Source organism: Pseudomonas khavaziana, from assembly GCF_036704165.1.
Taxonomy (GTDB): Bacteria; Pseudomonadota; Gammaproteobacteria; order Pseudomonadales; family Pseudomonadaceae; genus Aquipseudomonas; species Aquipseudomonas khavaziana.
The window spans coordinates 2,284,569-2,304,034 of record NZ_CP129946.1 but is presented as its reverse complement, the minus strand read 5'-3'; the positions used below and the strand labels follow the sequence as shown (position 1 = coordinate 2,304,034).

At 60.3% G+C, this 19,466-nt stretch carries 21 protein-coding genes; 16 read left to right on the top strand and 5 right to left on the bottom strand.

Annotated elements, in window-relative coordinates; all coding sequences use genetic code 11:
- The first annotated feature begins 45 nt into the window (after positions 1–45).
- Genes QYQ93_RS10350 through QYQ93_RS10315 form a run of 8 tightly spaced genes read left to right on the top strand, consistent with a single transcriptional unit; the run spans position 46 to position 6,199 of the window.
- Positions 46–1,248, top strand: coding sequence for a PepSY-associated TM helix domain-containing protein (locus QYQ93_RS10350; RefSeq protein WP_043050328.1), 1,203 nt, complete (start codon positions 46–48; stop codon positions 1,246–1,248).
- Positions 1,245–1,781, top strand: a complete 537-nt coding sequence (locus QYQ93_RS10345; RefSeq protein WP_043050327.1) for a hypothetical protein — start codon at positions 1,245–1,247, stop codon at positions 1,779–1,781. Before QYQ93_RS10350 ends, QYQ93_RS10345 begins: the two co-directional genes overlap by 4 nt.
- Positions 1,778–2,101 (top strand): hypothetical protein, encoded by a 324-nt coding sequence (locus QYQ93_RS10340; RefSeq protein WP_043050326.1) that lies wholly within the window; start codon positions 1,778–1,780, stop codon positions 2,099–2,101. The genes QYQ93_RS10345 and QYQ93_RS10340 overlap by 4 nt, the downstream gene beginning before the upstream one ends.
- On the top strand, positions 2,098–2,658 hold the full coding sequence (locus QYQ93_RS10335; protein WP_043050325.1) for a DUF6162 family protein: 561 nt from the start codon (positions 2,098–2,100) through the stop codon (positions 2,656–2,658). Before QYQ93_RS10340 ends, QYQ93_RS10335 begins: the two co-directional genes overlap by 4 nt.
- Positions 2,659–2,677: 19 nt before the next feature.
- Positions 2,678–3,598, top strand: coding sequence for a metal ABC transporter substrate-binding protein (locus tag QYQ93_RS10330; protein ID WP_034116836.1), 921 nt, complete (start codon positions 2,678–2,680; stop codon positions 3,596–3,598).
- On the top strand, positions 3,595–4,341 hold the full coding sequence (locus QYQ93_RS10325; RefSeq protein WP_043050324.1) for a metal ABC transporter ATP-binding protein: 747 nt from the start codon (positions 3,595–3,597) through the stop codon (positions 4,339–4,341). The genes QYQ93_RS10330 and QYQ93_RS10325 overlap by 4 nt, the downstream gene beginning before the upstream one ends.
- Entirely contained in the window at positions 4,338–5,237 is a 900-nt protein-coding gene (locus QYQ93_RS10320) for a metal ABC transporter permease (RefSeq protein WP_043050323.1), read from the top strand. The genes QYQ93_RS10325 and QYQ93_RS10320 overlap by 4 nt, the downstream gene beginning before the upstream one ends.
- Complete coding sequence (locus QYQ93_RS10315) at positions 5,237–6,199, top strand: metal ABC transporter solute-binding protein, Zn/Mn family (RefSeq protein ID WP_338476856.1); 963 nt, start codon at positions 5,237–5,239, stop codon at positions 6,197–6,199. Before QYQ93_RS10320 ends, QYQ93_RS10315 begins: the two co-directional genes overlap by 1 nt.
- On the opposite strand, the gene QYQ93_RS10310 is transcribed toward QYQ93_RS10315, so the two are convergent.
- Positions 6,180–6,905 (bottom strand): UTRA domain-containing protein, encoded by a 726-nt coding sequence (locus QYQ93_RS10310; protein ID WP_043050321.1) that lies wholly within the window; start codon positions 6,903–6,905, stop codon positions 6,180–6,182. The two genes, QYQ93_RS10315 and QYQ93_RS10310, sit on opposite strands and share 20 nt — an antisense overlap.
- A gap of 351 nt (positions 6,906–7,256) precedes the next feature.
- Here QYQ93_RS10310 and QYQ93_RS10305 point away from each other — a divergent pair, with 351 nt between their 5' ends.
- The 8 genes from QYQ93_RS10305 (at position 7,257) to QYQ93_RS10270 (ending at position 16,910) form a co-directional block, all read left to right on the top strand.
- Positions 7,257–8,333: an ABC transporter substrate-binding protein gene (locus QYQ93_RS10305; protein WP_338476855.1), complete on the top strand. Its 1,077-nt coding sequence runs from the start codon at positions 7,257–7,259 to the stop codon at positions 8,331–8,333.
- Positions 8,334–8,522: 189 nt separating this feature from the next.
- Entirely contained in the window at positions 8,523–9,329 is an 807-nt protein-coding gene (locus tag QYQ93_RS10300; RefSeq protein ID WP_043050319.1) for an alkaline phosphatase family protein, read from the top strand.
- Positions 9,330–9,334: 5 nt separating this feature from the next.
- Positions 9,335–10,171: an ABC transporter permease gene (locus tag QYQ93_RS10295; RefSeq protein WP_161796519.1), complete on the top strand. Its 837-nt coding sequence runs from the start codon at positions 9,335–9,337 to the stop codon at positions 10,169–10,171.
- Complete coding sequence (locus QYQ93_RS10290) at positions 10,158–10,958, top strand: ABC transporter permease (RefSeq protein WP_043050317.1); 801 nt, start codon at positions 10,158–10,160, stop codon at positions 10,956–10,958. The genes QYQ93_RS10295 and QYQ93_RS10290 overlap by 14 nt, the downstream gene beginning before the upstream one ends.
- The gene (locus QYQ93_RS10285; RefSeq protein WP_043050316.1) at positions 10,955–11,944 is read left to right on the top strand and encodes an ABC transporter ATP-binding protein; all 990 of its coding nucleotides are present in this window, start codon (positions 10,955–10,957) and stop codon (positions 11,942–11,944) included. The genes QYQ93_RS10290 and QYQ93_RS10285 overlap by 4 nt, the downstream gene beginning before the upstream one ends.
- A gap of 33 nt (positions 11,945–11,977) precedes the next feature.
- The gene (locus tag QYQ93_RS10280; protein WP_043050315.1) at positions 11,978–12,631 is read left to right on the top strand and encodes an HAD family hydrolase; all 654 of its coding nucleotides are present in this window, start codon (positions 11,978–11,980) and stop codon (positions 12,629–12,631) included.
- Between the two features lie 309 nt (positions 12,632–12,940).
- Positions 12,941–15,022: a carboxy terminal-processing peptidase gene (locus tag QYQ93_RS10275; RefSeq protein ID WP_225924406.1), complete on the top strand. Its 2,082-nt coding sequence runs from the start codon at positions 12,941–12,943 to the stop codon at positions 15,020–15,022.
- Between the two features lie 118 nt (positions 15,023–15,140).
- On the top strand, positions 15,141–16,910 hold the full coding sequence (locus QYQ93_RS10270; RefSeq protein WP_043050335.1) for a bifunctional diguanylate cyclase/phosphodiesterase: 1,770 nt from the start codon (positions 15,141–15,143) through the stop codon (positions 16,908–16,910).
- Here the strand turns inward: QYQ93_RS10270 and QYQ93_RS10265 are convergent.
- From QYQ93_RS10265 to QYQ93_RS10250, 4 genes are all read right to left on the bottom strand, one after another.
- On the bottom strand, positions 16,907–17,278 hold the full coding sequence (locus QYQ93_RS10265; RefSeq protein ID WP_005786715.1) for a hypothetical protein: 372 nt from the start codon (positions 17,276–17,278) through the stop codon (positions 16,907–16,909). The two genes, QYQ93_RS10270 and QYQ93_RS10265, sit on opposite strands and share 4 nt — an antisense overlap.
- Entirely contained in the window at positions 17,275–17,613 is a 339-nt protein-coding gene (locus QYQ93_RS10260; RefSeq protein WP_043050313.1) for a helix-turn-helix domain-containing protein, read from the bottom strand. The genes QYQ93_RS10265 and QYQ93_RS10260 overlap by 4 nt, the downstream gene beginning before the upstream one ends.
- Positions 17,614–17,709: 96 nt before the next feature.
- On the bottom strand, positions 17,710–18,165 hold the full coding sequence (locus QYQ93_RS10255; protein WP_043050312.1) for a YkvA family protein: 456 nt from the start codon (positions 18,163–18,165) through the stop codon (positions 17,710–17,712).
- A 346-nt stretch (positions 18,166–18,511) separates the two neighbouring features.
- The gene (locus QYQ93_RS10250; protein WP_043050311.1) at positions 18,512–19,252 is read right to left on the bottom strand and encodes an FKBP-type peptidyl-prolyl cis-trans isomerase; all 741 of its coding nucleotides are present in this window, start codon (positions 19,250–19,252) and stop codon (positions 18,512–18,514) included.
- Between the last annotated feature and the right edge of the window lie 214 nt (positions 19,253–19,466).

Here is a 19,466-nt window from a genome sequence, read left to right as displayed (position 1 = left end):
TTTCCGGGCCTACATTGCCCCCTCCGATCAAGACCCTCATTAATCATGTCGAAGAAGTCACGCTCTAAACTCTGGTTTCTCGTGCATAGCTGGCTGGCATTGCCCATCTGGTTCTTTGTACTGATCGTCTGCGTTACCGGCACCCTGGCGGTGGTCAGCCAGGAAATCGTCTGGCTGGCCAACCCGGATATTCGTGCGAGCAAACCGTCGGATGACGCCCAGCCGCTGAGCTTTGGCCAGGTGATTGCCGCCATCAAGCGCGATGAACCCCAGGCTATCGTGCAATCCATCAGCCGCCCGGATGAATCGCACTTCGCCCTGAGTGTCGACCTCAGCTACCCGGATGGACGTTCCGTGGAGGTCTACGCCAACCCCTATACCGGAGCGATCCAGGGCATCAGTCCGTCGTTCAACTTCCAGCAATTCACCCGTGCCCTGCATGGCTGGTGGCTGGTGCCGTTCACCAACGGCTACAGCTGGGGCTGGTACCTGGTGTCCTTGCTTGGCTTGCCGCTGATGGCCTCGCTGGTCACCGGCCTGGTGGTGTACAAGCGCTTCTGGAAAGGTTTCTTCAAGCCAACCCTGCGTTTTCGCCACGGTGCGCGCATTTTCTGGGGAGACTTCCACCGCCTCAGCGGTATCTGGTCGATCTGGTTTATCGCGGTCATTTCCATCACCGGCACCTGGTTCCTGATCCAGGCGATCCTGGGCGACAACCAGATTTCCATCTCCAGCGAGCCGGTCGTACCGGTGATCGCCCGGGAGAAAGTGCCAACCTCCGGGCCTGGCGTGCCCGCGCCGATGATTGCGCTGGACGACGCAATCAAGATTGCGAGCCAACGCATCCCCGGGCTGGAGGCTTCTTTCCTGGTCCTGCCGTTCAACGCCTACAGCCATTTGCAGATTGGCGGCCGTGGCTGGTACCCACTGATGTTCCAGACTGCGCAACTGAACCCCTATGACGGTGAAATCGCCGTCACGAACCTGTTGTCGGACCGTACTGCGCTGGAGTTCGTCACCGAATCCATGCGCCCGCTGCACACCGGTGACTTCGGCGGTTTGTGGATCAAGTTGATCTGGGCATTCTTCGGCCTGGTGCTGAGCATGATGGTACTGAGCGGCTTGCTGATCTGGACCAAGCGCACCGCCCTGGCCACCCTCAACGCCCTCAAGCGCGAAGCCAAGACCCAGCGGCAACCCGCGCCTATCCCGGCCATGCAGGCTGAAACCTCGGAGGCCCAACGATGAGCAAGGTCGCGACTGTACCGCCGTCCCCCCTGCGCGCCTTCTGGCTGAAATGGCGTTTCCATATCAACATTCTGCTGTTGCTCGTGCCACTGGGGTTCATGCCCAAGTACTTCGCCGATGCCGCGCTGTTTCGCGGGGATACCGGTATCGGCGAACGCGTGGCTGGGCAAGTGCAAGTCGGCCCGTGGAGCCTGACCCTCGCCGAGCTGCGCAATGAAGGCCCACGGCCGGACCCTGCCGGACCGATGAAATTATTCAATGCCGCCCTGTGTGACACCTGCACCAATCAGGTCAAGGCCACCTACCTGCGCATCGGCAAGCCGCGCAGCCTGCGCGCCGCCGGGGTCATCTTCTTTGGTACGCCGTACCGCATGGGCGCCGCCCTGCCGGTGCCGGAACGCACACCGGTAGACGCCGAAGTGTGGGTGACCATGGAAGGTTGGGACGGCAGCATGCACCAGGGTTCCATCCCGCTGAGCCAGGCCTCGCCTGCCACCATTGCCTGGCTGAACAAGCAAGGAGTCAAACCATGACCTTCAAGCGCCTGACCCGCGCCGCACTGTTGCTGTGCGCGGCTTTCAGTACCACCGCCTTTGCCCATAACCCGATGTGCGAATGCAAGGAAATCCCCGGCGAGCAGATCCAATGCAAGGGCGGTTTTTCCGACGGCAGCGGCGCCCCCGGTGTGACCCTGGATGTGATCGGCTACGACGAAACCATCCTGGTGCCGGGCAAGCTCGGCGAGGATTCGACCTTGACCTTCAAGAAGCCTGCGGCCGAGTTCTACGTGTTGTTTGATGCCGGCCCCGGCCACGTCGTGGAAATCGACCAAGCGGATATCCAGGCGCAATGACTACCACACAGGTTGTACGCCCCGCCGGTGCAGGTCATGAAACCCTCTATGTGCTGCTGTTGTGCCTGATCATCCTGGCGGTGGCGGGGACGGTGGTGGCGCTGCATGGTGAAACCCAGGCAGTCGCGGCCGTGCCAAGCCACCAGTTGGACGCCCGCCGCGACCTGAGCGCCGCCGAACAAGGCATCTATGCCGACCTGCGGGTGACGCTGGATGAAATCCACTTGTTGCAGCAGGAGCAGAGCGCCCTGCCGACGCCTGAGCAACTGGCCAAGGAAGGCTTCGCGCCCTTTGCCCAGGACGCCAGTTCGGTCAGCCGTGGCGACCATCGCTGGCAGTTGCTGGCCCCGGCCGCCTACCTGGGTTTGAGCCAGGTTCCGGCCACCAGCGGTTCGCTGCTGATGCGCGTGCAGGGCAACGAGCCGGATATCTGGCTCAACCGCAGCGCCAACCTCGCCGCCCCTTCCGACCTCACTGACCAGGCGCTGATTGCAGCCGGCTGGCAGCAAGTGGTCGCGCAATTCGATGCCGGCGTCACCCGCCAGCACCGTCACTGAACGAGAAGACCGATTGCCCATGTCTATTTCATCGCCCCTGTTGCGCCTGTTGCTGGTCAGCTTTCTCAGCCTGATGCTCGCTCCCCTGGCGAATGCCGAGGCAGCCAAGCGCCTGCGTATCGGCATCACCCTGCATCCTTATTACAGTTATGTCGCCAATATCGTCGGCGACAAGGCCGAGGTGGTGCCGCTGATCCCGGCCGGCTTCAACCCCCATGCCTACGAGCCACGCGCCGAAGACATCAAGCGCATCGGCACCCTCGACGTGATCGTGCTCAACGGCGTCGGCCATGATGACTTCGCCGACCGCATGATCGCCACCAGCGAGCGCCCGGACATCCCGGTGATCGAAGCCAACGCCAACGTGCCGCTGCTGGCCGCCACCGGCAATGCCGCACGCGGCGCAGGCAAGGTAGTCAACCCACACACCTTCCTGTCGATCAGTGCCTCGATAGCCCAGGTCAATAACATCGCCCGCGAATTGGGCAAGCTCGACCCGGACAACGCCAAGGCCTACACCCAGAACGCCCGCGCCTACGGCAAGCGCCTGCGCCAGATGCGCGCCGACGCCCTGGCCAAGCTGACCAGCGCGCCAAACCCGGACCTGCGCGTAGCTACAGTGCATGCCGCCTATGACTACCTGCTGCGCGAGTTTGGCCTGGAAGTGACTGCGGTAGTGGAGCCGGCCCACGGTATCGAGCCGAGCCCCAGCCAGTTGAAGAAAACCATCGATGAGCTGCGCGCCCTGGATGTAAAGGTGATCTTCTCGGAGATGGATTTCCCGTCCACCTACGTTGACACCATCCAGCGTGAATCCGGGGTCAAGCTGTACCCGCTGTCGCATATTTCCTATGGCGAATACAGCGCTGAAAAGTACGAAGTGGAAATGACCGGCAACCTCAACACCGTGGTCCGTGCGATCCAGGAGTCGGGGGCATGACGGCGGCAGAGCAACTGAACCTGGCCAGCGTCGGCCCGACCCTAAACTTCGAAAAGGTCTCGCTGACCCTGGGTCGCACCGTGATTCTTGATGGCGTAAGTTTCCAGGTACAGCCGGGCAGCATCCATGCGCTGGTCGGCCCCAACGGCGGCGGCAAAAGCTCGCTGATCAAGACTCTGCTCGGGCAAACACCCCACCAGGGCCGATTGAGCCTGGAATGGCCAACCACGCCCGGCACCATCGGCTACGTGCCCCAGGCACTGGAGTTTGACCGTGGCTTGCCGATGACCGTGGATGATTTCATGGCCGCCATGTGCCAGCGCCGCCCGGCGTTCCTGGGCCTGTCCAGGCATTACGCCGCCGCCATTGGCCAAGCGCTCGAACGGGTAGGCATGCAGGACAAGCGCAAGCGCCGCATGGGCGCGTTGTCCGGTGGCGAACGCCAGCGCGTCCTACTGGCCCAGGGCCTGATCCCGGCGCCGCAATTGCTGGTACTGGATGAGCCGATGTCGGCCCTCGACGAAGCGGGTATCCAGGTCTTCGAACGCTTGCTCAATGACTGGCGCCTGGCCGGGATCACCGTGCTATGGATCGAGCACGACCTGGAAGCTGTCGGCCGCCTGGCCGACCGCGTCACCGGTCTGAACCGCCGGGTGCTGTTCGACGCCACGCCCAAAGAGGCGCTGACCCCGGATCGCCTGCTGACCCTGTTCTCCACTCACCCTCGGAGCCCGGCGCCATGAGTTATGAAGCCTTTCGCCTGATGATCCAGGGCTGGGCCTCTTCCGGCTACCTGCCGGAAGCCCTGGCCTACGGGTTTGTGGTCAACGCCCTGCTCGCCGGTTTGCTGATCGGCCCGGTACTGGGCGGCTTGGGTACGCTGGTGGTAGTCAAGCGCTTTGCGTTTTTCTCCGAAGCGGTCGGCCATGCCGCACTGACCGGCGTGGCCGTGGGCATCCTGCTCGGCGAACCCTACACCGGGCCCTATGGCAGCCTGTTCGGCTACTGCCTGCTGTTCGGCATCCTGCTGAACTACCTGCGCAACCGTACCGGCCTGGCGCCGGATACCTTGATCGGTGTGTTCCTGTCGGTGTCCCTGGCGCTCGGTGCCAGCCTGCTGCTGATCCTGGCCGGCAAGATCAATGTGCATATTCTGGAGAACGTGCTGTTTGGCTCGGTGCTGACGGTCAATGGCAACGACTTATTGGTATTGGCAATCGTCGGTTCGCTGGTGATGGCCCTGGCGTTGCCGCTGTACAACCGCATCATGCTCGCCAGCTTCAACCCGCAGTTGGCGGCGGTGCGTGGTGTCGCGGTGAAAACCCTGGATTATCTGTTCGTGATCCTGGTGACACTGATTACCGTGGCCGCGGTCAAGGTCATCGGCGCGATCCTGGTCGGTGCGCTGCTGGTGATTCCAGCCGCCGCGGCACGCCTGTTGAGCCAGTCGCTCAAGGGGTTCTTCTGGGTGTCGGTCATCATCGCCACCGTCAGCACCCTGTGCGGGATCCTGCTGCCGATCATCTTCGACCTGCCGATCCCGTCCGGCGCCGCAATCATCCTGGTTGCCGGTATCGCCTTTGCCTTCGCCGCCATTGCCCGCGGCACCGTGCCCAGCCTCAAAGGGAATCTTGGATAATGCGCCCTGCCTTTCGCCCAATGGCCCTGGCCATCGCTTGCTTGATCAGTTTTTCGGCGCTGGCCGCCGTTGACGGTTTCGATCCGAAGGAGTTCAAGGCCAACCACGGCCTCGGTCATGCCGCACTGACCAAGGCCAAGTCGGTAAAACCGGTGAAGGTCCTGGCCTCGCTGCCCATCACCTACGGCTTGGCCGAAGTGCTGCTCAAAGGCACCGACGTGCAGCTTGAACGTGCGGCCCCCGCCAACCTGCCAGGCTCGCGCCAGGTGTCCTATTTCACCGGCCGCGGTGCTGCGGCACTCAATACCTTGGCACAGGACGCCGACGCCGCCATCGGCCTGCGTTCCCTGTGGGCCGATGACCCGCTGTACCCGGTGGCGCGTCGCAGCAATATCCGTATCGTGGAAGTGGATGCCGCACGCCCGGTAGACGGCGGCTTGCCAGGGATCGCCGTGCAACCCGGCGCCACCGACGGTTTGAACAGCCAACCTTGGCAATCGAGCAACAATCTGGGGCGCATGGCCGATGTGATGGCCGCCGACCTGAGCCGCCTGGCACCGGGCGCCAAACCGAAGATCGACGCCAACCTGGCCGCGCTCAAGCAACGCCTGCTCAAGCTCAACGCCGACAGCGAGGCGCGACTGGCAAAAGCCGACAACCTGAGCGTGGTCAGCTTGAGCGATCACTTTGCCTACCTGGTCAGCAGCTTGAATCTGGAAGTGGTCAGCACCGATGCGCGACCCGATGCCGACTGGACGCCTGAGATGCTGCAAAAACTCAGCGCGCAGTTGAAGGACAATGACGTGGCAGTCGTGCTGCATCACCGTCAACCCAGTGAGCCCGTGAAAGCGGCTGTCACTGCCGGCGGCTCTACACTGCTGGTGTTGAACGTGGACGGTGCCGACCCTGTGACCGAGTTGGAAACCAATGTGGATCAGGTGATCAAGACGCTGACGCCATGACATCCACCCCAACATGAATCGCATCATGGCGCCAGAATTCCAGGTCACAATCGATCAGGCGCTGGTGCTGGTCATAGTTGACCCGGGCGATGCGCAAGCCCGGGCTGCCCACCGACACGCGCAACGCGGCGGCGGCCTCCACTGGCAGTGAAGTCGGCACGATTTCAAAGCGCACCCGTCCATAGTGCAAGTCGTACTTGCGCGCATACAACTCGGTCATCGACTGATTCAAATCACACGCCAGGATCCCCGGAAAATACCGGGGGTTCAGGTAGTGCTCCACGTACAGCACCAGACGCCCGTCAATCCTGCGGCTACGGCAAATCTGGATCACGCTGGACAGCGCCGGCAATTGCAACCATGCACACACCGCCGCCGACGCCGGTTGCAGCCGGGCCGAAATCACTTCAGTGCAGGCCACACGCCCCTGGTCGCTGACCATTGCGTGAAAGTGGCTGCGTTGCATCAGGTTATAGGCCAGTCGCGGCGGCGAGACGAACCAGCCACGACGCTCTTCGCGATAGATCTGCCCTTGAGCCTCCAGCTGTAACAAGGCTTCCCGCACGGTAATCCGAGTGGTACCAAACAACTCGCTGAGCTTGCGTTCGGCGGGCAACTTGCTGGCTGGCGGCAACAGGCCATGGTCGATCTGCTCTTGCAGCGCCAGGCCAATGGAGGTTACCGCCTTGATTGCCTCATCACGCATCAACGTTACCTATCTGGACTAGACCAGCACCGTTCGGGTGCACAAAACGTGCTCTATCTGGGCTTTTGCCGTTGCGTGCCAGCCTAGGCATTACAGATGACCGACAGATGACAGCGCCCACAAGCTGCCTGCAGCACACCCTGCAATACATCGGCCAAGTCCTTTGGCTGCGGGCACTTGGACATGGTCTACGCTAAGTCTGCGCTGAGCGACATCAGCACTTTGAAAACGACATCGACATGAAACTGTCATCCATCGGGCCTAGATTGGCTCAGGTATTGCTGACCTAGACCAAACCACCGCTAACGTTCATATAAAACGCCGCGTTGAAAACGCCCAAAGGAGCTTCGGATGAAACAGCTTTTCCTGGCATCACTGTTAGGCTCGACCCTTTCCATGTGCACCGCCGCCATGGCCGCTGATACCGATTTGAAAACGCTCGAAGCCGCCGCGAAAGCGGAAGGCGCCATCAACAGCGTCGGCATGCCCGATGACTGGGCCAACTGGAAAGGCACCTGGGCAGACCTGGCCAACACCTATGGCCTCAAGCACATCGACACCGACATGAGCTCGGCCCAGGAAATCGCCAAGTTCAAAGCCGAAAAAGACAACGCCAGTGCCGATATCGGCGACGTTGGCGCGGCCTTTGGCCCCATCGCGGTGAAGCAGGAAGTCACCCAGCCGTACAAGCCTTCCACCTGGGCACAGGTGCCAGACTGGGCCAAAGACAAAGACGGTCACTGGGCCCTGGCCTACACCGGCACCATTGCCTTTATCGTCAACAAGAAGCTGCTGCACGGCTCCGAGGTTCCCACCAGTTGGGCTGACCTGCAGACCGGCAAGTACAAGGTGTCGGTAGGTGACGTGAGCACCGCCGCCCAAGCGTCCAACGCGGTACTCGCCGCCGCCATCGCCAACAAGGGCGACGAGAAAAACATCGCACCGGGCCTGCAATTCTTCACCAAGATCGCCCAGCAAGGTCGCCTCTCGCTGTCCAACCCGACCATCGCCACTATGGAAAAAGGCGAAGTCGAAGTGGGCATCGTCTGGGACTTCAACGGCCTGAGCTACAAGGCCAAGATGGCCAACCCGGATGACTACGTGGTACTGATCCCTTCGGATGGCTCGGTGAAATCCGGCTACACCACCATCATCAACAAATACGCCAAGCACCCGAACGCCGCCAAGCTGACCCGCGAGTACATCTTCAGCGATGCCGGCCAGCTCAATCTGGCGAAGGGCAATGCCCGTCCTATCCGCGCTGAAACCGATCTGAAACTGCCGGCCGATATCGCCAAGAACCTGATCCCGGGCGAGCAGTACACCAAGGCCAATCCGCAACCGATCAAGGATGCCGATGCCTGGGAAGCGACCTCCAAGAAGCTGCCGCAGCTGTGGAACGAGCAGGTCATCGTAGAAATGAAGTAAGCCTGTCGCCCACATTGGAAATCCACTGAAAATCCAATGTGGGAGGGGGCTTGCTCCCGATAGCGGTGTGTCATTCAAACAAGTCATTGACTGATCGACTGCTATCGGGAGCAAGCCCCCTCCCACATTTTTGGCCTCGTTCCTCCAGGGGAATTTAGTCAAGTCTATTGCTGCGGAGCGCTCTCCCCCATGAAGCACAATGTCATCCTTGTGGTGCTCGACGGCCTGAACTTCGAGGTCGCCAGGCACGCCATGGGGCACTTGCAGGCCTATGTCGGCGCAGGACGCGCAGCGCTCTACACACTGGAATGTGAACTGCCTGCCCTGTCCCGCCCGCTGTATGAATGCATCCTCACCGGCGTGGCGCCGATTGACAGCGGCATCGTGCATAACAACGTCTCGCGCCTGTCCAACCAGCGCAGCATCTTCCATTACGCCACCGATGCCGGCTTGACTACCGCGGCGGCGGCTTACCATTGGGTCAGCGAGCTGTATAACCGCACGCCCTTTATCGCTGCCCGCGATCGCCATACCGACGACGAGGCGCTGGCGATCCAGCACGGGCATTTCTACTGGCATGACCACTATCCGGATTCCCACCTGTTCGCCGATGCCGAAAGCCTGCGGCTCAAGCACGCGCCGAACCTGCTGGTGGTGCACCCGATGAACATCGACGACGCCGGCCATAAGCACGGCCTCGACTCCGCGCAATACCGTAACAGCGCACGCTCGGTCGACATCATCCTGGCCGACTATCTGCAAGCCTGGCTCGACGCCGGCTACCAGGTGATGGTTACCGCCGACCACGGCATGAACAACGATCGCTCCCACAATGGCCTATTGCCAGAAGAGCGCGAAGTCCCCCTGTTTGTACTCGGCGACGGATTCAGCCTGGACAGCAATGCCGCGCCCAAACAGACCGAGTTGTGCGGCACGGTGTGCGAACTGCTCGGCGTACTACACGACAAACCTGTGTGCCGGGAGCTACTGAAGTGAATTCAATGACCCGCGGCAAATGGCTGGCCCTGCTCTGCCTGGTGCCCTTCGCACTGTTCTTTATCGTGTTCGAGATTGCGCCGCTGGTGTGGGTGCTGATCAACAGCCTGCAGACCGAAGAGTCTGGCTGGGGCCTGGAAAATTTCACGCGAATCTTCACTTCGAAGTTCTACCGGCAGGCGATCCAGTTCAGCCTGGAGATCAGTTTCTACTCCAGCATCTTCGGCATCATCATCGCCACCCTGGGCAGCTACTCCCTGCGCCGGGTGGATTCGCCGCTGCGCAACTTCGTCACGGCCTTTGCCAACATGACCAGCAACTTCGCCGGCGTGCCCCTGGCCTTCGCGTTCATCATCCTGCTGGGGTTCAACGGCAGCATCACCATCATGCTCAAGCAGGCCGGGATCATTCAGGATTTCAACCTGTACTCGAAAACCGGCTTGATCATCCTCTATACCTACTTCCAGATTCCCCTCGGCGTGCTGTTGCTCTACCCGGCCTTTGACGCACTGCGCGAAGACTGGCGCGAGTCGGCCGCCCTGCTCGGCGCCAATGGCTGGCAGTTCTGGCGGCATATCGGGTTGCCGGTGCTGACGCCGGCACTGCTGGGCACCTTCGTGATCCTGCTGGCCAACGCGCTGGGCGCCTACGCCACGGTGTATGCCCTGACCACCGGCAACTTCAACGTGCTGCCGATCCGCATTGCCGGCCTGGTCTCCGGCGATGTGTCGCTGGACCCGAACATGGCCAGCGCCCTGGCCGTGGTGCTGGTGGCACTGATGACCGTGGTCACCGTGGTCCATCAACTGCTGCTCAAGAGGAGCTACCATGTCACGCGCTGATGCCGGCCCGGCCACCCTCTACCATCGGGTCGTGGTGTACCTGTTGTTCCTGATCCTGGTGCTGCCGCTGATCGGCACCTTTGTGTACTCCATTGCCAGCAGTTGGTCGGCCACCATCCTGCCTGCCGGTTTCACGGTGAAATGGTATGTACAGCTGTGGAGCGACCCGCGCTTCCTGATGGCATTCGCGCAATCGTTGCTGGTGTGCGTGGGCGCGCTGATCCTTTCGGTGGTACTGATCCTGCCGCTGCTGTTCGTGGTGCATTACCACTTCCCCAGGCTCGACGCGCTGATGAACATCCTGATCCTGCTGCCCTTTGCGGTGCCGCCGGTGGTGTCGTCGGTGGGCCTGCTACAACTATATGGCTCCGGGCCATTAGCGATGGTGGGCACGCCATGGATCCTGATCGGCTGCTACTTCACCGTGGCGCTGCCGTTCATGTACCGCGCGATCACCAATAACCTGCAAGCCATCAACCTGCGCGACCTGATGGACGCCTCGCAACTGCTCGGTGCCAGCACCTGGCAGGCCGCGATACTGGTGGTGCTGCCCAACCTGCGCAAGGGCTTGATGGTAGCGCTGCTGTTGTCGTTCTCGTTCCTGTTCGGCGAATTCGTATTCGCCAATATTCTTGTCGGCACCCGCTACGAGACCTTGCAGGTTTACCTCAACAACATGCGCAACAGCAGCGGCCACTTCACCAGCGCCGTGGTGATTTCCTATTTCTTCTTCGTGCTGGTGCTGACCTGGGCCGCCAATATCTTGAACAAGGACAAAAGCCAATGAGCTTCGTCAGCGTCCAACATCTGCAAAAAGGCTACTCCGGTACCCCCGTGTTCAGTGATATCAACTGCGAAATCGCCAAGGGCGAGTTCGTCACCCTGCTCGGCCCGTCCGGTTGCGGCAAGTCCACCCTGCTGCGCTGCATTGCCGGGTTGACCTCGGTGGACAGCGGCAAAATCCTGCTGGATGGGCAGGACATCGTGCCCTTGAGTCCGCAGAAACGTCAGATCGGCATGGTGTTCCAGAGCTACGCGCTGTTCCCCAACATGACCGTGGAGCAGAACGTCGCGTTCGGCCTGCGCATGCAAAAGGTCAACGCTGACGACAGCCAAAAGCGCGTGCAGGAAGTGCTGCAATTGGTTGAGCTAAAGGAGCTGGCCGGCCGCTATCCGCACCAGATGTCCGGCGGTCAGTGCCAACGCGTCGCCCTCGCCCGCTCCCTGGTGACCCGCCCGCGCCTGCTGTTGCTCGATGAACCGCTGTCGGCATTGGATGCACGTATTCGCAAGCACTTGCGCGAACAGATCCGCCAGATCCAGCGCGAGCTGGGGCTGACCACGATTTTCGTGACCCATGACCAGGAAGAAGCCCTGACCATGTCTGACCGCATCTTCCTGATGAACCAGGGCAAGATCGTGCAAAGCGGCGATGCCGAGACGCTCTACACAGCGCCGGTGGATGTATTCGCCGCCGGTTTTATCGGCAACTACAACCTGCTGGACGCCGACAAGGCCACCCAACTGCTGCAACGCCCAATCAACAGCCGTATTGCCATTCGCCCGGAAGCCATCGAGCTGAGCCGCAACGGCGAACTGGATGCGCTGGTGCGTAGCCACAGCCTGTTGGGCAACGTGATCCGCTACCGCATCGAAGCCCGCGGTGTAGAGCTGGTGGTGGACGTGCTCAACCGCTCGGCCGACGATCTGCACCCGGACGGCCAGCGCCTGGCACTTTCCATCGACCCCAGCGCCCTGTGTGAAGTAGCCTGACAGGCAGCGACCTATTGAGAGAGAGCATGACGGATGGCATTGGTAATTTTTGATCTGGATGACACCCTGATCCACGGCGACTGCGCCACCCTGTGGAGCGAACAGATGGGTCGCCTGGGCTGGGTAGACCCCGAGTCGTTCATGCGCAGGAACAATGAATTGATGGATGCCTACAGCCGAGGCGAGTTGCGCATGGAAGACTTCATGGACTTCAGCCTGGAGCCAATGATCGGCCGCACGCCGGAAGAGATCGAGCATCTGGTGGAGCCTTGGGTCGAAGACGTGATCGAGCCGCTGATCTATAGCGACGCCACCAAGACCATCGCCCGCCACCGTGCCAATGGTGACCGGATCCTGGTAATTTCCGCATCGGGCACTCATCTGGTCACGCCGATTGCGGCGCGCATTGGTATTGAAGAAGTGTTGGGGATTAACCTGGACGTCGGCCACGGCGTGTACAGCGGCAAGACCGTAGGCGTGCTGACCTATCGTGAAGGCAAGATCACGCGCCTGTTGGAATGGCTGGAGCACGAAGGGGAAACGTTGGAGGGCGCGTATTTCTATTCGGATTCGCGCAATGATTTACCACTGCTGCTCAAGGTGGATCACCCGCAGGTGGTGAACCCGGACCCCGTATTGCGCGCCCACGCCGAACAGGCCCGCTGGCCGATCCACCATTGGGCCTGAACCAACCGAAATCCCCCTGTGGGAGCAAGCCCCCTCCCACAGGGGTCCCGTTACAACTGTGGAATATTCAGCGGGTTTAGAGCTCGCTCCCACGAACTCGCCCTACATTGCATGTAGGACCGCGCTCTTACACCACTCGACATGCCCCTCAACGCCTTGCAATGCTCTCACTGTGCCTCCATAGTGAGTCTGGACTGAGCCCGTAGCAGTAGTGCCGGGCTTTTTGCATTATGCGACCGGACCATATGGAACCGGCTCCCTCAAAGACGGCCTAATATGCGTTATCAATTGCCCCCGCGTCGAATCAGCATGAAGCATCTGTTCCCCAGCACCGCCTTAGCTTTTTTCATTGGTCTCGGCTTCGCGTCGATGTCGACCAATACGTTCGCAGCCAACAGCTGGGACAATCTTCAGCCTGATCGCGATGAGGTGATTGCCAGCCTCAACGTCGTCGAGTTGCTCAAGCGTCATCACTACAGCAAGCCGCCGCTGGACGACGCTCGCTCGGTGATCATCTACGACAGCTACCTCAAGCTGCTGGATCCGTCGCGCAGCTACTTCCTGGCCAGCGATATCGCTGAGTTCGACAAATGGAAGACGCAATTCGACGACTTCCTCAAGAGCGGCGACCTGCAGCCCGGTTTCACCATCTACAAGCGTTACCTGGACCGCGTCAAGGCGCGTCTGGACTTCGCCTTGGGTGAGCTGGACAAAGGCATCGACAAGCTCGACTTCACCCAGAAGGAAACCCTTCTGGTGGATCGCAAGGACGCTCCGTGGCTGACCAGCACCGCAGCCCTCGACGACCTGTGGCGCAAACGCGTCAAGGACGAAGTGCTGCGCCTGAAGATCGCCGGCAAAGAGCCCAAGGCCATTCAGGAGCTGTTGACCAAGCGCTACAAGAACCAGTTGGCGCGCCTGGACCAGACCCGTGCCGAAGATATCTTCCAGGCCTACATCAACACCTTTGCGATGTCCTACGACCCGCACACCAATTATCTGTCGCCAGATAACGCGGAAAATTTCGATATCAACATGAGTCTGTCCCTGGAAGGCATCGGTGCCGTCCTGCAAAGCGACAACGACCAGGTCAAGATCGTACGCCTGGTGCCGGCAGGTCCGGCGGACAAGACTAAACAGGTCGCCCCGGCGGACAAGATCATCGGCGTGGCCCAGGCTGACAAAGAGATGGTCGACGTGGTCGGCTGGCGCCTGGACGAAGTGGTCAAGCTGATCCGTGGACCGAAAGGCAGCGTGGTGCGCCTGGAAGTGATTCCGCACACCAATGCACCGAACGACCAGACCAGCAAGATCGTGTCCATCACCCGTGAAGCGGTGAAGCTCGAAGACCAGGCCGTGCAGAAGAAAGTCCTCAACCTCAAGCAGGATGGCAAGGACTACAAGCTGGGCGTGATTGAAATCCCGGCCTTCTACCTGGACTTCAAGGCCTTCCGTGCGGGCGACACGGACTACAAGTCCACCACCCGCGACGTGAAGAAAATCCTCACGGAACTGCAGAAAGAAAAAGTTGATGGCGTGGTCATCGACCTGCGCAACAACGGCGGCGGCTCCCTGCAGGAAGCCACCGAGCTGACCAGCCTGTTTATCGACAAGGGCCCGACCGTACTGGTGCGCAACGCTGACGGCCGCGTCGACGTGCTGGAGGATGAGAACCCGGGAGCCTTCTACAAAGGGCCGATGGCGTTGCTGGTCAACCGCCTCTCGGCCTCGGCTTCGGAGATTTTCGCCGGCGCCATGCAGGACTATCACCGTGCGTTGATCATCGGCGGCCAGACCTTCGGCAAAGGCACCGTGCAGACCATCCAGCCGCTGAACCATGGCGAACTTAAACTGACGCTGGCCAAGTTCTACCGGGTCTCCGGGCAGAGCACCCAGCACCAGGGCGTGCTGCCGGACATCGATTTCCCGTCGATCATCGACACCAAGGAAATCGGCGAAAGCGCCCTGCCTGAAGCCATGCCATGGGACACCATCCGCCCTGCAATCAAGCCGGCGTCGGATCCGTTCAAGCCGTTCCTGGCGCAGTTGAAGGCTGACCACGACACCCGCTCCGCCAAGGATGCCGAGTTCGTGTTCATTCGTGACAAGTTGGCCCTGGCCAAGAAGCTGATGGAAGAGAAAACCGTCAGTCTCAACGAAGCGGATCGCCGTGCACAGCACTCCAGCATCGAGAACCAGCAACTGGTACTGGAAAACACCCGCCGCAAGGCCAAGGGCGAAGATCCGCTCAAAGAGTTGAAGAAAGAAGACGAAGACGCACTGCCGACCGAAGCGGATAAAACCAAGCCGGAAGACGATGCCTACCTGGCCGAGACTGGCCGGATCCTGCTCGATTACCTGAAAATCACCAAGCAGGTGGCCAAGCAGTAAATGATGGCAATTTAATGTGAGCACTCCATGGAGTGTCATCATATAGACATCATTCTGTCGTGAAATGAAAGGACCGCAGGCTTTAGGCCTGCGGTCCTTTTTTTTGATCGAGATCGCCATGACCATGACCGAACAGCTGAATGCATTGGGCTTAATCCTGGCTCAAGGCAGTTTGCACAGTCTGTTCCAACCAATCATTTGCCTGTCACAGCGGCGCATTCTCGGTTACGAGGCTCTTAGTCGCGGCCCCTCCAACAGCCCCCTGCACTCCCCCGTGGCCCTGTTTTCCGTGGCCCGCCATGCCGGGCGCCTGAGTGACCTGGAAATGGCGTGCAGAGAGAGTGCGTGCCGGCGTTTCAGCGATCAGAAACTGCCGGGCAAGCTGTTTCTCAATATCTCACCGGAATCCTTGATGGAGACTGCACATCAGCCGGGGCGTACCCTGCAACTGCTGCGCGACTTCGGTATTGCGCCCAGCCAGGTGGTGATCGAACTCACCGAGCAGACGCCTACCGACGATTTCGCCCTGCTGCAAACCGCCCTGCATCATTATCGCGACATGGGCTTTGCCATTGCCCTCGATGACCTGGGCGCCGGTTATTCCAGCCTGCGGTTGTGGTCGGAACTGCGCCCGGAATACGTGAAAATTGACCGACACTTTATCGACGGCATTCATCAGGACGCGCTCAAGCGCGAATTTGTCGGCTCGATTCTGCAGATCGCCAAAGCGTCTCGCGCCCAAGTAATTGCCGAGGGGATCGAACGACCAGAAGAACTGGCAGTGTTGATCGAGATGGGCGTAGACCTGATCCAGGGTTATCTGCTCTGCCGCCCTCAGGAGTATCCGCCGCAGGAAGCACGTCTGATGCTGCCCAAACCGGATAACGCCGCCACTGCCCTCAATGATGAAGGCAGTGACCTCAGCGCCCTGCTCAATGAGCAGCCAGCGGTAGATCAAGAGACTGCCACGGCCCAAGTGCTGGAATCGTTCCGCCGCCAGGCCAACCTGAATTCGCTGGCGGTGCTGGATGGCTGCGGCCGCCCGGTAGGCATCGTGCATCGACATTCGTTGTCGGACGCATTGCTCAAGCCGTTCGCAACAGATTTATTCGCACGCAAACCCATCAGTCGCTTGATGAGCGACGACTTCCTGGCGGTGGAGTTGAGCCAGTCCTTGCAACAGGTCAGTCGATTGCTGACCAGCCGCGCGCGACAGCGCATCGAAGAAGATTTCATCATCACCTTGAACGGCGATTACCTGGGCCTGGGCCGGGTCATCGATGTACTCAAGTTGATCACCGAACTGAAAATCCAGCAGGCACGCTACGCCAACCCCTTGACCTTGCTCCCCGGCAACGTGCCGATCCAGCAGTGCCTGACGCGGCTATTGCAGCAACAGCGCGAGTCAGTGATCTGCTATGTGGATATCGACAGTTTCAAGCCGTTCAACGACATCTACGGATACGGGCGTGGAGATGAAGTGCTGCTATGTCTGGCGCAGTGCCTGAATGACCGGGTTGACCCCAGCCGCGACTTTGTCGGGCATATCGGTGGTGATGATTTTCTGCTGGTGCTGGGCCCGCAGGGCTGGCGCAAGCGGCTTAACCAGTTGCTGGATGATTTCCACACCCAATGTCGGCGCTTTTACCGTGCCGAGCATGTTGATGCTGGCTGCTTTGTCGCACTCAACCGCCAAGGCGTACGCCAGGAGTTCGCCCTGCTGTCGCTGTCCATTGGTGTGGTGCATTTGTACCCACAGGCCTGTGGGCAACTCGATGCCAGCCAGCTGGCGGAATTGGCCTCCCAAGCCAAGCACCACGCCAAGGATGTGGCCGGCTATAGCATCCATGTGATCGACAGCATGGACAGGGTCCCCCAGGCGCTTTAGGCCTCGGCGGATTCCGGGTACTCGTACTCGAATACCCTTACCACTTCCGAAGCATGCCAGGACGCAGCGGCCACGCCATCGGACGGCCCGCTGAAACGCCCCAAGCGCTCCACACACTCAAAGAAACCGGTGCGCGGCAGGCGGCTGGCGCCCTGGCTGATCACCAGTGAACTGCGCAGCGGCTGCTCGGCCTTGGCATCCAGCGCCGCCAGGTGTTCCAGGGCGGCGGCCAGGGTCTGCATGGCCGGGGTCGGGAACTGCAGGCGCTCCAGCAGCGCCCGGTACGTCAGCAAATGGCGCTGGCGACGTGCCTGGTCCAGTTCATTGAGTAACCCATCCCAGTGCTGACGGCTGATACGTAGGCTCAAGACTCATCCCTCCAACCTGCAACGCCCAATTCCCAAGCCAGGCTGCGGCGAATGGCGGCATCCGGCTGGCGTTCACCACTTTCAATCAATCCAAGATACGAGGGGCTGATCCCCACCGTGCGTGCCAAGGTCTCGATCGCCAGGCCCTTGGCTTCACGCAGGCCGCGCAGATCTGCTAGCGGGCGCAGGTCCTGATCGGTGGCGATGGGGGCGACAGGAGAGGGAGCGAGTGTAGGTTGCTGCTGACCGGCAGCTTTTAGCAGCGCCTGGTACTGGTCCCATGGCAACACCGCATACTCGGGTTCGCCATTGCGTGAAATGATCTGGATATCCATGACTGCCCCGTAGGATAAATACACTTACTAAGTAAGTTCTTTCCTTAGAAGTGTAATCCTAACAGCCACAAAGGTCGCAGGGGATACCCAGCATCATTAGTTTTTTTGCGGGTTTTCCTGAGCCAGCAGCTCAGGCGTTGCAGGCAGGCGCTCAACCACCGCCAGCTTTTCCGGGCGTTGCCCGTCGCGCCAGGCGCGAAAGGCGCTCAGTTCGCCGCTCAGGGTCTTCATGACCCATGCCAGCACTGCGATGTCATCGAGCATGCCGAACATGGGAATAAAATCCGGGATCGCATCAATTGGGCTGAGAAAGTACATCAGCCCCGCCACCACCGAGATCAGCGCCTTGGGGCTGATCGCCCGGTATTCGCCGCGCCAGTAAGCCAGGCACAGGGCCTGGAGCAATTTGAGATCATCCTTGAGCTGGCCCAGCCGATTGCCCTGGCTTGAGCCTTTGGCCGCGACGGCAAACAGCAAGGTCGGTAAGCGCCCACGACCCAGCAGACGGGCCGCCATAGGCAGGAAACGGGTGAAATTGAAGGGTGGTTTCATCGGTCACTCCAGTTCCAGGCGGTATAAAAGGTTATCCACACAAATTGTGGATAACCTTGTGAACAGAGCCTGTTTTATCGGCTGAAAGCCACGCTCTACAAGGCTTGCAGTCAGATCGGGCGTTTTTTGCGCACATAAAAAAAACCCAAGATTTCATTGACTTGGCATGCGTGTGCGGCTACCCGTGCTCGAGTCTTATATCAGACTGTTTCCGCTGCCGTGGGTTCTATCGGATTTCACTGTAGGGGCAAGCTTGCCCACCACACTAAGCTCTGCGGCAACGAAACTGAACCGGCAGAAACAACAACGCCCCGTCGAGACGGGGCGTTGTGTGTTCAGGCGCCGATTACTTTTTGGCGGCTGGTGCAGCAGGTGCTTCAGCAGCGTCTGCCTTGGCTGGGTCCTTGATGGCCAGCAGTTCCAGGTCGAATACCAGCACGGAATTGGCTGGAATCGCCGGGCTCGGGCTCTGGGCGCCGTAGGCCAGGTCAGACGGGATGTACAGCTCGACCTTCTCGCCAACGTGCATCAGTTGCAGGCCTTCGACCCAACCCGGGATCACGCCGCTGACCGGCAGGTCAATCGGGCTACCGCGATCCACGGAGCTGTCAAAGGTAGTGCCGTTGGTAAGCTTGCCGGTGTAGTGCACAGTCACTACGTCGGTTGGCTTGGGCTGGGCGCCGTCGGCCTTCTTGACGATCTTGTACTGCAGGCCGGAAGCGGTGGTGACAACACCGTCTTTCTTGGCGTTGTCTTCGAGGAATTTTTTGCCGGCGGCTGCCGACTCTTCGCTCATCTTGGTCATGCGTTCTTCAGCACGCTTCTGCAGTGCGGCAAACGCCTCGACCAATTCGTCGTCCTTGAGCTTCTGTTCTTTTTTGCCGACGGCATCTTCAATGCCCTGGGCCACAGCCTTGGAGTCCAGGTCGTCCATGCCTTCCTGGGCAAGGCTCTTGCCCATGTTCAGGCCGATGCCATAGGAAGCTTTCTGCGCCGGGGTTTTCAGCTCTACGCTGGTCTGCGAATCACAACCCGCAAGTACCAGGCTAACCAGGGCCACCGCCGCCGCCAACCGATGCTGTTTCATGCTATTTCCTTGTTCATGCGCCAAAAGGGCATTTGAATAAAGTCGCGAGCTTATCAGGCGGCCACGACCAATGGCTACCGGCATGTGAGCAGGAAACTTCTGATAAGTTCACGTGTTTAAAAGCATTTTCATTCATTATGGAGCACCGCGACGGATCGCGGGACCGCCTGCAACCAGGCTACTGGCTACTTGCCGCACCTGTGGTGTAGTGGCA